We start from the raw sequence: 16,227 nt of genomic DNA on the forward strand, positions 1-16,227 counted from the left end.
GGATGTGTAAACATCTGGACGGCTAAATGAGGAATTAACGATGGCGATTGTGAATCACACACTGGGTTTTCCGCGCGTTGGATTACGCCGTGAACTGAAAAAAGCGCAGGAAAGCTACTGGGCAGGTAACGCGACACAGGAGGAGTTGCTGACCGTTGGCCGCGAGCTACGTGCGCGTCATTGGCAACAACAGAAGGATGCTGGCGTTGATCTGCTGCCAGTGGGTGATTTCGCCTGGTACGACCATGTGCTGACCACGAGTCTGCTGCTGGGTAACGTACCTGCACGCCATCAAAATAAAGACGGCTCGGTCGATCTGGATACGCTGTTCCGTATTGGCCGCGGACGTGCGCCAACCGGTCAACCTGCTGCTGCGGCAGAAATGACCAAGTGGTTTAACACTAACTATCACTACATGGTGCCGGAATTCACCAAAGGGCAGCAGTTCAAGCTGACCTGGACACAACTGCTGGATGAAGTCGATGAAGCTCTGGCGCTGGGCCATAACGTGAAGCCTGTTCTGCTAGGCCCGGTGACCTACCTATGGCTGGGCAAAGTGAAAGGCGAGCAGTTTGATCGTCTGTCGCTGCTGCAGGACATTCTGCCCGTTTACCAGCAGGTGCTGGCTGAGCTGGCGAAACGCGGCATTGAGTGGGTGCAGATCGATGAACCTGCACTGGTGCTGGAACTGCCGCAAGCGTGGCTGGCCGCGTTTAAACCGGCTTACGATGCGTTGCAGGGTCAGGTGAAACTGCTGCTGACGACCTATTTCGATAGCGTTAGCCAGAATCTGGAAACGATCAAAACGCTTCCGGTTCAGGGGCTGCATATCGATCTGGTTCACGGTAAGGATGATGCCGCGACGCTGAGCGCCCAACTGCCTGCTAACTGGGTCCTGTCTCTGGGGGTGATTAACGGTCGTAACGTATGGCGTGCTGACCTGAGCAGCTGGTTCGAGCGTCTGCAACCGCTGGTGGGGACGCGCGATCTGTGGCTGGGCAGCTCATGTTCACTGCTGCATAGCCCTATCGATCTGAGTGTGGAAGTGCGTCTGGATGATGAAGTGAAGAGCTGGTTTGCCTTTGCCATCCAGAAATGCGCGGAGCTGTCACTGCTGTCTCAGGCACTGAACAGCGGCAACGGGCAGGCGCTGGACGCCTACAGCGCGCCGATTCGCGCTCGCCGTACCTCGACGCGTGTGAATAACGCCGCCGTTGCCCAGCGTCTGGCGGCGATTACTGCACAGGACAGCCAGCGTCAGAACGTGTATTCGGTTCGTGCGGATGCCCAGCGTGAGCGCTTTAATCTGCCAGCATGGCCGACGACGACGATTGGTTCTTTCCCGCAAACCACCGAAATTCGCGGCCTGCGTCTGGATTTCAAACAGGGTCGTCTGGATGGCAATAACTACCGCACCGGTATTTCCGAGCACATCAAGCAGGCTGTGGCTGAGCAAGAGCGTCTGGGGCTGGACGTACTGGTGCACGGTGAAGCCGAGCGTAACGACATGGTGGAGTACTTCGGCGAGCATCTGGATGGGTTCGTCTTTACCCAGAACGGTTGGGTGCAGAGCTACGGTTCTCGCTGTGTGAAACCGCCAGTCATTATTGGTGATGTGAGTCGTCCAGAAGCGATCACCGTTGAGTGGGCGAAATACGCACAGTCTCTGACCGACAAGCCGATGAAAGGCATGCTGACAGGTCCGGTGACGATCCTGTGCTGGTCGTTCCCGCGTGAAGACGTCACGCGGGAAACCATCGCTAAGCAGATTGCACTGGCGCTGCGTGATGAAGTAGCAGATTTGGAAGCTGCAGGCATTGGTATCATCCAGATTGACGAGCCAGCGCTGCGTGAAGGCCTGCCGCTGCACCGCTCTGATTGGGATGCTTATCTGGCTTGGGCAGTGGATGCTTTCCGTCTGAACGCCGCGGTGGCGAAAGATGATACGCAAATCCATACCCACATGTGTTATTGCGAGTTCAACGACATCATGGATTCTATCGCCGCGCTGGATGCCGACGTGATTACGATTGAAACCTCTCGTTCCGATATGGAATTGCTGGAGTCGTTTGAAGAGTTCGAGTACCCGAATGAAATCGGCCCGGGCGTTTATGATATCCACTCCCCGAACGTCCCGAGCGTGGAATGGATGGAAGCCCTGCTGAAGAAAGCGGCGCAGCGTATCCCCGCTGAACGTCTATGGGTGAACCCAGACTGCGGTCTGAAAACTCGTGGCTGGCCGGAAACGCGTCAGGCTCTGGCGAATATGGTTCAGGCAGCACAACGTCTGCGTGAAACCCAGTAATAGTTAATGGCTAATGCAATCAGGGAGGCGATAGCCTCCCTGATTTGTTATAGCTAACGAGTAGATAAAAATACGCGCTATTTTTCGTCGTATCTCGATTGTTTATTATTTCTCCCCTGCAAATTTTCTTCCCTCCTGAAAATTAACTATATTGTCTTTCCTTTAATAAAATCGCCGCGCTATCCCCCTTGTTTTTCTGCATCGACTGGTAGGTTATTTCTCGAAAAGGATTATTTATCCGCTATCAATATATTTATTCTTCAGCGGAGTTAATCGACGCTGTCATAAAGCTAGGGAATATTGTGCCGATAAGGTAGACGGCATGGAGGCGGCTCTGGGTTTACCAATAGAGCGAGGTTGTTTGTATTTTTTAACGTTTTATTTATGTTGAAAGTGCACCTGCAATTACTCATTTATGGGTATTTTTATATACCCATAAAGCCTATTTATTTTCCCGAAAAACGATAATTCCCCACTCTGCGGCGTTATTAGACGAGCCGCAGTCATTATTATGTATTACCTAAAAGGAGTGAGACATGAGTTTAGCGAATTGGCGAATTGGCTATCGATTAGGAGGCGGATTTGCCATCTTGATTCTGATGTTATTTACCGTGAGTATTTTTTCTTTGTCTAAACTGTCCTCTTTTCAGGATGGTGCCAGAGATATCGTCAAAGAGGTTTATCCGCAAACGGTAGATGCGAATGACCTCATCGATAACGTGAATGGGCATTTTGTCGCTTATTTGCAGATGATGCTGGTATCCGGTCAGGAACAGCGTCAGGGATATGTCGATCGGATTATGGCGTACCGCAAGGAAATTAGTCGTCTTCTCGACAATCTGGAAAACAATGCGTCAGGCGAGCTTGCCCGTAAACAAGTGGGGGTTGTCCGCGGATTTCGTGCCGAGTTCATCAAGTCTGGCGATAAAATTATCAGTGATGCGCTGGCGGGTAATAACGACGTCGCCGTCGCGGAATTCAATAACACCCTGAACGTCATTCAGCGCAATTACCGTGACTCGGTGAAGCAGTTGGTGAATTACCAAAATAATGCGATGGATAACTCTGTCGAGACCATGGCTGAGGTATACAGCAACACTCGCATGATTTTGCTGCTTATTTTGGCGCTGGGTGCCGTATTTGGGGTGCTGATTGCCTGGGCGATCACGCGCAGTGTAACCCGTCCAATAGAGCAGGCTTTGCAAGTGGCAGACAGAGTGGCGCAGGGCGATCTGACTTCACGCATCACGGTGACCAGCAAGGATGAAACCGGCTTGCTGCTGCAAGCGTTGGATCGCATGAACACCAGCCTAAGCACGATTGTCGGCCAGGTGCGTGATGGCGCGGAAACGATCTCGACAGCGGCGTCACAAATCACGGCCGGTAATCAGGATCTGTCATCGCGTACTGAAGAGCAGGCCAGCTCGCTGGAAGAAACCGCTGCCTCAATGGAGCAACTAGCATCCACCATTAAAAACACTGCGGAAAACACCCAGCAGGCGACGGAGATTGCCAATAAGGCGACCGGTGCGGCGAAACAAAGCGGTGATGTCATGCTTTCCGTGACGCAAAAAATGCGCGGCATTCGTGATTCATCCCAGCGTATGGCGGAAATCATCGGCGTGATTGATGGCATTGCGTTCCAGACCAACATTCTGGCGCTGAATGCCGCCGTTGAAGCTGCGCGTGCGGGTGAGCAAGGACGTGGTTTTGCGGTGGTGGCGGGGGAAGTCCGTTCTCTGGCACAGCGCAGTGCGACCGCCGCGCGGGAGATCAAGGATTTGATCGACGATTCCGTAAGCAAAATTCGTGAAGGCATGGAACTGGTTGATACCGCTGAAGAAACGATGGGTGGGTTAACGGCCCACGTGAAGGACGTACACGGCATTATCAGCGAGATTTCTCAGGCCAGCCGTGAACAGAGTGACGGGATTAACCAGATGAATCTGGCGATTGGACAGATTGATACCACGACCCAGCAGAATGCGGCTCTGGTTGAAGAATCAGCCTCTGCGGCGCTGTCTCTGCAAGCACAGGCCTCCGTTCTGGCGGAAGCGGTGAGTGCATTTAAAATACAGTCATACGGCAGTAGCAACGCTGGGTCTTATGCACCGATGTCGATGAGCACACCCACGCTGTCTTTGGCGCTGGCAAGCAAAGAGTAAATGACTGCCATCATTTGACGGCGTTGTAACGTAGCACCTATTCCCACAGGGAGGCGACAGCCTCCCTGATTCTTTTCATGTGCTACGTAGCGTAAATACATTTTTTCCCCTGCTTATTCAGTTTGTTATCCTTTACTAATAAATATTTCCATCTCTTTATTTTTAATATCAACTATATCTGACTATCCTTTTATGTAATTGGGGCGTTATTTCTGTTAATGGCTCGTAGATTAATATGTGTTTTTTCCGATCGAAATCCACTATTTGATAGTTATAGGCTATTTATTATTTACTTTTGAATGATTTAAACGATCAAATGATAAAGATCATGGGTGGTGTGCCGATAAGATGGATAACACAGGAGCGGCCATGTCTGCATGAGTGCGGAGAGGGAAGACCATTATTATCACCTCAATAACGTCTCTGCGGTCTTATCCGTTGTATTTGTAGCACTGTTAGATTTATTTCCACTTTTGCACCTCAACACCCGAGGGAAACTATTTGATTTTTGATAGCGCCTCTCATGCTGAGAGCGTGCGTAAAATGCCTATCTCAAGGTATCTCTGGCGCGTCAGAAGGTCTGTTCGCCTTCGGATCGCCAACCATTCTCCGCCCTGTGGTTCCATCAATCTGCGACATGTGCGCAATTGACATTGCTATGCATTATCTAAAAGGAGTGAGACATGAATTTAGCGAATTGGCGTATCGGCTATCGACTGGGGGCTGGGTTTGCTGTCCTGATTTTGATGTTGTTTGTCGTGAGTATTTTTTCCCTGTCCAAACTATCTGGTTTCCAGGATGGTGCCAGAGGCATTGTGAAAGAGGTTTATCCACAAACGGTTGATTCAAATAGCCTTATCGATAATGTAAACAGCATTCTGGTGGCGTATCAGCGGCTGATGCTGGTTTCAGGTGAGGATAAAATCAAGGAAAACGTCGATCGGGTGAATGGCTTCCGCCAGGAGATTGGCCGCTTGTTGGATAAGCTGGACAGCCAGACGGTTGAAGAGCGTTCAATCTCTCAGCTGCGTGCTATCCGCGCGATCCGTGCCGAATTTTTGAAATCCGGTGACAAAATTATCAGTGAAGTGGTGGCGGGTAATCGGGAAGCGGCGATTGAGGAATTCAACAATAACCTGAATGTTGTCCAACGTCAGTACCGTGATGCGGTAAGACAATTAGTTAACTATCAAGATGATGCGATGGATACCTCTGTTGAAGCCATGGCTGAGGTGTACAGCGAGACCCGCATTATTCTATTGCTCATTTTAGCGCTGGGCGCCGTATTTGGTGCGCTGATTGCCTGGTCAATTACGCGTAGCGTCACCCGACCGATACAGCAGGCTTTGCAAGTCGCAGACAGAGTGGCACAGGGCGACCTGACCTCACGTATCACTGTTACCAGCAAAGATGAAACCGGATTGCTGCTGCAATCGTTGGATCACATGAACACCAGCCTGAGCACGATTGTTGGGCAGGTACGTGACGGGGCAGAAACGATCTCGACGGCGGCCTCGCAAATCGCCGCAGGTAATCAGGATTTGTCATCGCGCACCGAAGAGCAGGCCAGCTCGCTGGAAGAAACGGCGGCATCGATGGAGCAGCTGACGTCTACCATTAAGAACACGGCGGAAAACACCCAGCAGGCAACAGATATTGCGAATAAAGCCTCTGGTGCGGCGAAGCAAAGCGGCGACGTTATGGTTTCTGTAACGCAGAAAATGCGCGGCATTCGCGATTCATCTCAGCGTATGGCGGAAATCATTGGCGTGATTGACGGCATTGCGTTCCAGACCAATATTCTGGCACTGAACGCCGCGGTTGAAGCGGCGCGTGCGGGCGAGCAAGGGCGTGGTTTTGCCGTGGTGGCAGGGGAAGTGCGTTCTCTGGCACAGCGTAGTGCGACCGCCGCGCGCGAGATCAAGGATTTGATCGACGACTCTGTAAGCAAAATTCAGGAGGGCATGTCGCTGGTGGATACCGCTGAAGAAACGATGAGCGGATTAACGGGCTATGTACAGGATGTGAATGAGATCATCAGCGAAATCTCGCAGGCCAGCCGTGAACAGAGTGACGGGATTAACCAGATGAATCTGGCAGTGGGACAGATTGATACCACGACCCAGCAGAATGCGGCTCTGGTTGAAGAGTCGGCTTCTGCGGCGCTGTCTCTGCAATCACAGGCCTCTGTACTCGCGGAAGCGGTAAGCGCGTTTAAGTTGCAGTCATACGGCAGCGGCAAAACCGCGTCTTATGCATCGGCACCAACGCGTACGCCAACGCTGTCTTTAGCGCCAGCGACGGCGAAAAGTAAGGGCAATGACGGCGACTGGACGACGTTCTAAGGCTGTCTGTCTCTGTAAAATCATCAACAGGTAAACACCAACGCCACCGTTATGCGGTGGCGTTTTAGATCGTGGAATAAGAGGCAAAACGAGTGAAGGTGTTACGCCACGCCGTTTTTCTGGAACCACGCCAGCATACGCTGCCAGCCGTCGCGTGCGGACTCTTCATGATAGCTGGGGCGGTAATCGGCATGGAAAGCATGCCCGGCATCGGGGTAGACGATGATGTCAGCTTCCGCGTTGGCCGCACGCAGCGCCTGCCGCATGATATCCACTTGTTCTAGCGGAATACTCCCGTCTTTCGCGCCGTATAACCCCAGCACAGGTGCTTCTAATTCTGTTGCGATATCGACCGGATGTTTGGGGCTATTCAGCGTTTTCTCGCCGGTAAATTTGCCGTACCAGGCAACGGCCGCCTTGAGTTGCGGGTTGTGTGCGGCGTAGAGCCAGGTGATACGTCCGCCCCAACAGAAGCCCGTTATCGCCAGTTTACTCGCGTCCCCACCCTGTTTAATCGCCCAGTTGGCCGTGTGATCGAGATCGGATAGCACCTGCGTATCAGGCACCTTATACACCAGCTCGGTCAGGATTCGCTGAATATCGCTATAGTGGCTGGGGTCGCCCTGACGAAAATACAGTTCTGGTGCAATAGCCATATAGCCTTGTTTGGCCAGCCTGCGGCAAACGTCCTGAATGTGTTGATGAACGCCGAAAATCTCCTGCACCACCAGGATGATAGGAAGCGGCTTGTCATGGTTCGCCGGTCTGGCGATATACGCAGGCAACTGCTCACCCTGAGAAGAAATAGTGGTTTCACTGGCAATGATACCGACAGAATCCGTCGTAATGATGGAGGAGGTCTGCGGTTCTACCGCCGGGGATAGCCCCTGAGGAAGATGTTTGAAGGTCGTCTGTTCATCAGTCTTCATTACGCGCACTCCTGTTATCGATGAATCGTAGTTAGCCGTATTCTGCCTACAGCGTATTGAGATAGTCTTCGAAGCGTTTCCCTTTCTCTGGTCTGAAGTATAGGCCGGTCTCTGCCATTGAAGTGATGTTATCGACCCTTAGATTGCGAAAATCTGAGCGAGTTTCACACCATATCGTGAGTAACCACACAGCATCAAACAGAGTTAACCCGAGAGGACGAGCGATTCTATCGCTCTCTCTTCCTTGCAGATCAACATAGGCAATGCGTAGTTGGAGCCTGTTGCGAATAGCGAGGCGAATAAAGGCCAGGTGCTTTATGGCTTTCTCACTTTCCTCGGTATGTCGGGAAACCGCTCTGAGAGGAAGCGACTTATAACTATCAGATTTTTTGACATCAATCACTGCGCTGATTTTTGCTGAAACCCGGCTGGCTGCTGCGGAAAGCATGTTATCGCCTCGAGCCGCTACCAGCCGCATTCCCAGCATAATGGCGTCCAGCTCATCTGGGTCAAAATTCAGCGGGGGCAGGAAGTAGTCTTTTTCAAGTATGTAACCGAGCCCCGATTCACCGCGAATTGGGGCGCCGATGCTTTGTAGCGCCGCCATATCCCTGTAGATCGTTCTGACTGATACATTCAACGCTTGGGCTAATATTTCCGCTGATACCGGGTGCACGCGGCCGCGAAGATGGTCGAGTAGAGAGAATAGCCGAATAGTTTTCATGAGAAGAGATTACACCACCCTGACAAGTTCTGTCAGGGTGGTGTAATACGATTCAGGCTTCATATCATCATGATAACGGAGTTCATAATGGCTACCCCATGTTACGAAATCGTCACTTATACCGTGAAAACTCAGCAAGAGGCCGACTCAGCGCGCGTATCAGCACAACGTCTGCTAAAGCATTTCCCTGGGTTTATCGACTGGATCGCATTTTCAGGCATCGATCTCTCCGCCGAGCGTGTCGATCTTGTGGTGTGGCATAGTCTTGACGCTGCACGGGCTGCGGCAAAAGCGGTTGAAAGCCAGCCTGAATTTTCCTGTTTCAGAGCTTCTGTCAACGGGCTGCATAGCATGGGGCACTACACCGTTCAAATGGCGGACGCACCGTCAGTCACAAGCAGAGGCGGTATCGAAATAGGGCGATTTCGTCTCAAGCAGGGTATTCAGGAGAGTGACATGCGCCAGGCGTATAATCAGATGGTAGAACGTCACCTTTCACTTCAGCCGGGTTGGAAAAGCCAGCATTTAGTCAGTCTGGATAACGGCATTTTTATCGATCTTGCCTTTGCCGACAATCAGCAGTGCGCAGAAGCCATTTGTGCGTCCTGGCAAGGGGAAGTTCTATGTGATGCCTTTCTGGAAATGATTGAACCAGAGAGTATTGAGTTTGGTTCGTTGTCGTAACTAATAAGGTTAAAGAATCTACACTAGAAGACAATTAATCGGCAAAAATGAATTCCCTACCCAATAAATAGTGATTTGTATCAAATTTTTTATGTATGTTGATGTTTGTTTCTTTTTCATCGGTGACTCTCGTCACTTAAAAAAACGTCATGATGCGCTAGAGTCTTTTTATTGAACGGACGCTGACTGGCTGCGAAAGGCAGCATAGATGAAGCGTCCGGCGCGATTTCTCTGAATACCCAATTGATTGCCCGGGAGGCAGTTATGTCTACATCTGATGTGTTCCATCTTGGTCTGGTCAAGAACGATTTACAGGGCGCGACGCTGGCTATCGTCCCCGGCGATCCTGAGCGTGTTGAAAAAATTGCTCGCCTGATGGATAACCCGGTACATCTGGCATCACACCGTGAATTTACGTCCTGGCGTGCGGAGCTGGACGGCAAGGCAGTGATTGTTTGCTCGACCGGTATCGGCGGCCCGTCAACGTCAATCGCGGTAGAAGAATTGGCGCAGCTCGGCATCCGTACTTTCCTGCGCGTCGGTACGACGGGGGCGATTCAGTCCGGTATCAATGTCGGGGATGTGCTAGTAACCACGGCAGCCGTTCGCCTTGACGGGGCCAGCCTGCACTTCGCGCCAATGGAATTCCCGGCCGTGGCTGATTTCGGCTGTACCACCGCGCTGGTGGAAGCGGCGAAGGCGTCGGGGGCGGCGTTGCACGTGGGCATCACCGCGTCTTCCGATACGTTCTATCCCGGTCAGGAACGCTATGACACCTTCTCTGGACGCGTTGTCCGTCGCTTCCGAGGTTCGATGGAAGAGTGGCAGAGCATGGGCGTGCTGAACTATGAAATGGAATCCGCCACGCTGTTGACGATGTGCGCCAGTCAGGGGCTGAAAGCGGGCATGATCGCGGGCGTGATCGTGAACCGTACCCAGCAGGAAATCCCGGATGCGGCGACCATGAAGCTGGCCGAAACCACCGTCATCAAGGTGTTGCTGGACGCGACTCGTCGTTTGTTAGCCGCTGAATAAGCACAAAAATTGATGGTATTTTGGGCTGGTCATCGTCGATGCCAGCCCGTATCCTGATATACCCGTCATTCTTCAAGCTGCATGTGCGTTGGCTGCGTTCGCTCACCCGAATCACTTACTTGAGTAAGCTCATCGGGATTCCTTCTCTTGCCGCCTTCCTGCAACTTGAATTATTTAGGGTATACACTAAATAGCTCAAGTTGCCTTGCTCGCCTTTCAACCTCGCAAGGAGATGTATGACCGAACCAACGTTGCTTCATCCCTCTTTATTACCGCTGGACGGCGGAATCAATTTCCGCGATTTAGGCGGCAACCGCGCTGCTGATGGGCGGCTTATCCGACACGGTAAACTTTTTCGCTCCGGCTCGCTCGATCTGCTGAGTCAGGCTGACTGCGAACACCTTGCTGGCGTGCCGATTTCTCACGTGGTGGATTATCGGGATGCCGATGAAATTGCGCAGAAGCCCGACGTCTTGTGGACGGGGGCCAACTACCACGCTTACCCAGCCAATCCATTGCGCCATGAAGTGACGGCTAATCTGGATTCATTGGGATCCGATGTACTGGCGGCGTTTGATTCCCGCGCATTCATGTTGGAGCTTTACCGCCGTCTGCCTTTCAATAATTCGGCCTATAAACAACTGGTATCGCTGCTATTGCGGCCGGATGAGGGCGGGCTGGTACAGCACTGCGCTGTCGGTAAAGATCGCACCGGTATCGGTTCGGCGCTGGTGATGTTTGCGCTGGGGGCAGATGAGCAGACGGTGATGGAAGATTACTTGCTCACCGAGACGACACTGACGCCATTCCGCCAGCAGCTACTGACACATCTGTCGGCAACGCTGAATGAGAAAGCGCTGGGACAGTTCTCTTATGTGTTGTCGGTGCAGGAAGAGTTCATCGTGACGGCGTTGCAGGCTATCTACGAACGGCATGGCTCAATCGATAGCTGGCTTGAGGCGGAATACGGTCTGGATAATCGCGCGCGGAACTATTTGCAGGATAAATACTTGGCGTAAAGTTTTCTTCATCTTATTCGGCAAATCTCTTCGCAGAACAGAAACGGTGGTAATGGAATAGAAGAGTAAAGCGTTTGCGCCATGGACAAAAACGTTGAGAACGTTTTTGAACGTCGCTAGCGACGGCCCTGAAAGGGTGAATCTCAGAGATGAGATTCATATTCGCGCAAGTCGAGCGTACATGGACGTATTCACAGCGTCTTTACGATCTATCCATTATCACCGCGCGACTGATTTTTTCAGCAACAAAGGCCGGTCAACTGACCGGCCTTTGTTTTGTCGTGTAGTTTTTTGCTGGATGCGCAATTAACCCGTATTACGCATACCCGCCGCGACACCGGCGATCGTCACCATCAGCGCCAGTTCCAGGTCGGCATCTGGTTTTTCCTGCTGACGTGAACGATGCAGCAACTCGGCCTGCAACACGTTCAGAGGATCGGTATAGACGTTACGCAAGGCGATCGACTCGGCGATCCACGGCAGATCCGCCATCAGGTGATCGTCGTTGGAGATCGCCAGCACGACGTTGATATCGGCGGCCAACTGATCGCGCAGCTGTTTCCCTAACGGCCACAGCTTCTCTTCTACCAGACGCTGATCGTAATACTCCGCCAGCCACAGGTCGGCTTTGGCGAACACCATCTCCAGCATACCGATACGCGTCGAGAAGAACGGCCAGTCGCGACACATGGCTTCCAGCTGTTCCTGCTTACCGTCATCCACCACTTTCTGCAACGCGGCACCTGCACCCAGCCACGCTGGCAGCATCAGACGGTTCTGCGTCCAGGCGAAAATCCACGGGATAGCACGCAGGCTTTCTACACCGCCGTTCGGACGACGCTTGGCCGGACGTGAACCCAGCGGCAGTTTACCCAGCTCCAGCTCCGGCGTAGCAGCGCGGAAGTAAGGGACGAAATCCGGGTTCTCACGCACGTAGCCACGGTACATATCGCAGGACACGCGGGACAACTCATCCATCACCTCGTGCCATTCCTGTTTTGGTTCCGGCGGCGGCAGCAGGTTTGCTTCCAGAATTGCACCGGTATACAGCGCCAGACTGCTGATGGTGACTTCCGGCAGGCCGTATTTAAAGCGGATCATCTCGCCTTGTTCCGTCACGCGCAGCCCACCTTTCAGGCTACCTGGCGGTTGTGACAACAGCGCAGCATGAGCCGGTGCGCCACCGCGACCGATGGAACCGCCGCGTCCGTGGAACAGCGTTAGTGCGATACCCGCTTTCTCACAGGTTTTGATCAGCGCGTCCTGTGCACGATATTGCGCCCAGGACGCGGCCATCACGCCCGCGTCTTTTGCGGAGTCGGAATAGCCGATCATGACCATCTGCTTGCCTTGGATAAAGCCGCGATACCAGTCGATGCTCAGCAACTGCTTCATGACATCATCGGCGTTGTTCAGGTCGTCCAGCGTTTCAAACAGCGGTGCGACCGGCAAGGCAAACGGGCAGCCCGCTTCTTTGAGCAGCAGGTGAACGGCCAGCACGTCGGAAGGCGTGCGTGCCATTGAAATGACATAGGCTGCGACTGAACCGATTGGTGCTTTGGCGATGACACGACAGGTATCCAGCACTTCTTTGGTATCTGCACTCGGCTCCCAGTAGCGCGGCAGGAGCGGGCGCTTGGAGCTCAGTTCACGGATCAGGAAGGCTTGCTTATCGGACTCTGACCAGCTTTCGTAGTCGCCGAGGCCCAGATAGCGGGTAATTTCGGCCAGCGCTTCGGTGTGGCGGGTACTTTCCTGACGGACATCGATGCGTACCAAAGGCACACCGAAGCAGCGCACGCGACGCAGCGTGTCCAGCAGGCGACCATCGGCGATGATGCCCATGCCGCAGGTTTTCAGCGACTGGTAGCAGGCGTGGAGCGGTTCCCAAAGCTGTTCGTTGGTAACCAGCAGGTCTTTAGGAGGCAGACGCTCCTCACCCGTCAGACGGGCTTCCAGATAGCTCAGCGTACTGCTCAACTGTGAACGCAGTGACTTCATGATGGCGCGGTACGGTTCCTGTACCTCGCTGCCGCCGGCCAGCTCCAGCAGTTCCGGCGTACATTCGGACATCGACAGTTCGGAAACCAGCACCTGAATATCACGCAGGAACAGATCAGCCGCTTTCCAACGGCTGAGTAACAGCACATGGCGAGTGACTTCCGCCGTGACGTTCGGGTTACCGTCACGGTCGCCGCCCATCCAGGACGTAAAGCGCACTGGAACCGCATCAACGGGCAGACGGTAGCCAAAAGCCTGTTCCAGCTGTTCATCCAGCTCGCGTAAAAACGCCGGCACGCCTTCCCACAGGCTGTTTTCCACCACTGCAAAGCCCCACTTGGCTTCATCTACCGGGGTAGGACGAATTTTACGGATTTCATCGGTATGCCAGGACTGCGCGATCAGCTGGCGCAGGCGGCGCATGATCTGATTACGCTCATAATCAGCCAGATCGTTATGGTCGAGCTGCTTGAGGCAGGTATTCACTTCCACCAGTTTGTGGATCAGCGTCCGGCGGGTAATTTCGGTCGGGTGCGCGGTCAGCACCAGCTCGATCGACAAGGACTCCACGGCGTCACGGATATCGCGTTCGGTCAGATTTTTGCTTTCCTTCAGACGCTCAAAGGCGTTGGAAAGCAGTGCCGGGTTACTCGCCGCTTCACCGTGCGGTGAAATCGTATGGTATTGCTCGGCGGTATTGGTCAGGTTAAGGAACTGGCTGAATGCACGAGCAACGGGCAACAGTTCATCGTTAGACAGGTTTTGCAGCGTGGTCAGCAGCTCCTGACGATGTTTTTCATTACCTGCGCGGGAAGACTTTGACAGCTTGCGGATTGTTTCGACTTTATCAAGGATGTTTTCACCCAGCGCTTCCTTGATGGTATCGCCGAGAAGCTTGCCGAGCATACTGACGTTACTGCGCATTGCGGAATATTGTTCGTTCATAGTTACCCTGACCATCCCTACCATTTTTGTAAGTTTATTTCACTTGACATATTTTGACGCACTGCCTCCATCTAGCCACGATAAGGCGGATTCGTCAATTGACGATTCTTTCTTCTCCTTATTCTTTGTACTTGCATTGAGGCGGGCTTGGCAATTTGTGAAATTTAATTACAGAGGCGCGGATATTAGGCTAACTAATATACTCGTCATACTTCAAGTTGCATGTGCGTTGGCTACGTTACTCGACACACTAGCGTGTGTCTCACCCCGTTGGGGCCGCTGCAAGCAGCGTTCAAACCTGCCTCTGGCAGATTTGTCAGTCACCCGAATCACTTACCTGAGTAAGTTCATCGGGATTCCTTCGCTTGCCGCGTTACGAGGCGCATAAATGAGCCTCACCCTGCGGGCCAACGCTTTGCGTTGTTCAAAACGCTAACGTTTTGTCCTGAAACTCGAATTATTTAGAGTATCGCGGAGGGGGGATGGCGGGGCGCAAAGGCCCCGCGAGAGCGGTTACGCCTGTTTGGACGCTCTGACGACCAGAATATAAGTCAGCGTGAAAGAAAGCACGATGGCGATGGCCATGCCGGATACCGCGTAGCTAAAGTACGGGCCGATATAGGCTGGCAGGCTGAAAATACTCGACAAGATGTAGCCATACAGCCGGACACCGAAGTACGCGATAAAGGCCGAGGCGATGGAGCTGGCAATCGTTGCGGAGATAAACGCTTTTTTATACTTGGTCAGTACGCCGAAGAGTGCAGGTTCGGTAATACCGAGCAGCGCGGAAACCCCGGCAGACAGCACGACAGATTTGTCCTGACGGGTTTTGGCATGGAAGTAGATGGCAAACGTGGAACCCGCAATCGCCATGTTAGCCATACACATCATTGGCATCAGCATATCAAAGCCCTGATTGCTGAAATTTTGCAGCGCAATGGGCGTCATCGCGTGATGCATGCCAGTCAGAATCGCGACAGGCCGAATCGCACCGACCACGAAACCAGCAAAAATAGACGACACATCGAACAGGCTCTGAATAAACAGTGCCAGCAGTTTACCGAGGTAGATCCCGAATGGCCCGATAACGGTGAGCGACACCAATGCGGCGATAAACAGCGTCAGCGTTGGGGTAAACACGGTTTTCAGCACCGAAGGCATGATGCGGTCGACCCAACGATGGATGTAGCTCAGTGCCAGCACGGAGAAAATCACCGGGATGACGCTGGCGGCATAGTTGAACACCGGAATGGGTAGCACACCGATGAAGTAAAAGGCGCTGACTGCATTAGGGCTATTGCTGGCTAGTGCCTTCGCCGCTTCTATCAACGACGGGTACATCAGGCAGGCTGCAACAGCCGCTGCCAGATATTCGCTTGTTTTAAATATCCTGGCTGCGGAGATGGCGAGGAAGAAAGGTAAGAAATAGAACACACCACTGGCGATCAAGTCGAGGACGATCACGGTATCGGTTTTGGCAGAGACCACTTTTAAGGCGATCAGCCCTGCCAGCAGCCCTTTGATCATCCCGGCACCTGCGATGGCAGGGACGATCGGACCAAATACGCCGGAAACGGTATCCATGAACAGCGAAATCAGCCCCTTCTTCTGCTTCTGCACGTCCGGCTGCGATGTCGTTGTAGGCGAAAGCTGGGCGTTCAGCAGTTCGTAATATTCATTGACCTGTGGCCCGATAATAATCTGAAACTGTTCACTCTGGTGTTGCGCACCTAATATACCGGGTAGATTTTTGATCGCCTCGGTTTGCACTTTACTTTCATCAATTAAATCAAACCGAAGCCGCGTCATGCAGTGCCAGGCTTTATTAATGTTTTCGTTTCCGCCAACCAGTTTAATGATTGACTGAATAACCTCATTTTTTCCCATGGAATAAACTCCCCGCATAGCCTTATGTTATTTTTGGCCGAATTATTTCCACCGATAGTAAAAACTTGGTCACGTATTCAACTCGGTGATCGTCAGGTAGAATGTTCATCTGTTTTCCTAAATATTTAGAAGAAGAGCCTGATGGCAACGGTTGAGGTAAAATGCCCGTTTTGTGAGCAAACAGACCC

The 16,227-nt window shown here is 52.6% G+C and carries 10 protein-coding genes; 6 read left to right on the forward strand and 4 right to left on the reverse strand.

Annotation, left to right across the window (positions count from 1 at the left end; all coding sequences use genetic code 11):
- Positions 1-40 precede the first annotated feature (40 nt).
- From metE to Q3A88_RS18655, 3 genes are all read left to right on the forward strand, one after another.
- Positions 41-2,305 (forward strand): 5-methyltetrahydropteroyltriglutamate--homocysteine S-methyltransferase, encoded by a 2,265-nt coding sequence (metE, locus tag Q3A88_RS18645; RefSeq protein WP_110163085.1) that lies wholly within the window; start codon positions 41-43, stop codon positions 2,303-2,305.
- A 536-nt stretch (positions 2,306-2,841) separates the two neighbouring features.
- Positions 2,842-4,470 carry a methyl-accepting chemotaxis protein gene (locus Q3A88_RS18650; protein ID WP_317178415.1) on the forward strand — a complete coding sequence of 543 codons (1,629 nt, stop codon included), beginning with the start codon at positions 2,842-2,844 and terminating at the stop codon, positions 4,468-4,470.
- Between the two features lie 683 nt (positions 4,471-5,153).
- On the forward strand, positions 5,154-6,815 hold the full coding sequence (locus Q3A88_RS18655) for a methyl-accepting chemotaxis protein (RefSeq protein WP_110163083.1): 1,662 nt from the start codon (positions 5,154-5,156) through the stop codon (positions 6,813-6,815).
- 101 nt (positions 6,816-6,916) lie between these two features.
- Here Q3A88_RS18655 and Q3A88_RS18660 read toward each other — a convergent pair whose 3' ends face one another.
- Together Q3A88_RS18660 and Q3A88_RS18665 are read right to left on the reverse strand one after the other, a co-directional pair.
- Positions 6,917-7,744 carry a dienelactone hydrolase family protein gene (locus Q3A88_RS18660; protein WP_110163082.1) on the reverse strand — a complete coding sequence of 276 codons (828 nt, stop codon included), beginning with the start codon at positions 7,742-7,744 and terminating at the stop codon, positions 6,917-6,919.
- Positions 7,745-7,790: 46 nt separating this feature from the next.
- Positions 7,791-8,468, reverse strand: a complete 678-nt coding sequence (locus tag Q3A88_RS18665) for a YafY family protein (protein WP_317178416.1) — start codon at positions 8,466-8,468, stop codon at positions 7,791-7,793.
- Positions 8,469-8,555: 87 nt separating this feature from the next.
- Between Q3A88_RS18665 and Q3A88_RS18670 the strand changes: the two genes are divergently transcribed.
- From Q3A88_RS18670 to Q3A88_RS18680, 3 genes are all read left to right on the forward strand, one after another.
- Positions 8,556-9,152, forward strand: a complete 597-nt coding sequence (locus Q3A88_RS18670) for a hypothetical protein (RefSeq protein WP_317178417.1) — start codon at positions 8,556-8,558, stop codon at positions 9,150-9,152.
- A 264-nt stretch (positions 9,153-9,416) separates the two neighbouring features.
- Complete coding sequence (gene udp, locus Q3A88_RS18675) at positions 9,417-10,187, forward strand: uridine phosphorylase (protein WP_010283777.1); 771 nt, start codon at positions 9,417-9,419, stop codon at positions 10,185-10,187.
- A 236-nt stretch (positions 10,188-10,423) separates the two neighbouring features.
- Positions 10,424-11,206, forward strand: coding sequence for a tyrosine-protein phosphatase (locus tag Q3A88_RS18680; RefSeq protein ID WP_039550363.1), 783 nt, complete (start codon positions 10,424-10,426; stop codon positions 11,204-11,206).
- Between the two features lie 306 nt (positions 11,207-11,512).
- Here the strand turns inward: Q3A88_RS18680 and ppc are convergent, their stop codons facing one another.
- Both ppc and Q3A88_RS18690 read right to left on the reverse strand, forming a co-directional pair.
- Complete coding sequence (gene ppc, locus Q3A88_RS18685; protein WP_014913770.1) at positions 11,513-14,152, reverse strand: phosphoenolpyruvate carboxylase; 2,640 nt, start codon at positions 14,150-14,152, stop codon at positions 11,513-11,515.
- 513 nt (positions 14,153-14,665) lie between these two features.
- Positions 14,666-16,039, reverse strand: coding sequence for a PTS transporter subunit EIIC (locus Q3A88_RS18690; protein ID WP_039278769.1), 1,374 nt, complete (start codon positions 16,037-16,039; stop codon positions 14,666-14,668).
- Positions 16,040-16,227 lie beyond the last annotated feature (188 nt).

This window comes from Pectobacterium sp. HCp5_1 (genome assembly GCF_032905925.1).
GTDB lineage: Bacteria > Pseudomonadota > Gammaproteobacteria > Enterobacterales > Enterobacteriaceae > Pectobacterium > Pectobacterium brasiliense_A.

Coding starts and splice junctions, on each gene's coding strand:
- metE (WP_110163085.1), top strand. CDS start 41: ATGGCGATTGTGAATCACACACTGGGTTTTCCGCGCGTTGGATTACGC.
- Q3A88_RS18650 (WP_317178415.1), top strand. CDS start 2,842: ATGAGTTTAGCGAATTGGCGAATTGGCTATCGATTAGGAGGCGGATTT.
- Q3A88_RS18655 (WP_110163083.1), top strand. CDS start 5,154: ATGAATTTAGCGAATTGGCGTATCGGCTATCGACTGGGGGCTGGGTTT.
- Q3A88_RS18660 (WP_110163082.1), bottom strand. CDS start 7,744: ATGAAGACTGATGAACAGACGACCTTCAAACATCTTCCTCAGGGGCTA.
- Q3A88_RS18665 (WP_317178416.1), bottom strand. CDS start 8,468: ATGAAAACTATTCGGCTATTCTCTCTACTCGACCATCTTCGCGGCCGC.
- Q3A88_RS18670 (WP_317178417.1), top strand. CDS start 8,556: ATGGCTACCCCATGTTACGAAATCGTCACTTATACCGTGAAAACTCAG.
- udp (WP_010283777.1), top strand. CDS start 9,417: ATGTCTACATCTGATGTGTTCCATCTTGGTCTGGTCAAGAACGATTTA.
- Q3A88_RS18680 (WP_039550363.1), top strand. CDS start 10,424: ATGACCGAACCAACGTTGCTTCATCCCTCTTTATTACCGCTGGACGGC.
- ppc (WP_014913770.1), bottom strand. CDS start 14,152: ATGAACGAACAATATTCCGCAATGCGCAGTAACGTCAGTATGCTCGGC.
- Q3A88_RS18690 (WP_039278769.1), bottom strand. CDS start 16,039: ATGGGAAAAAATGAGGTTATTCAGTCAATCATTAAACTGGTTGGCGGA.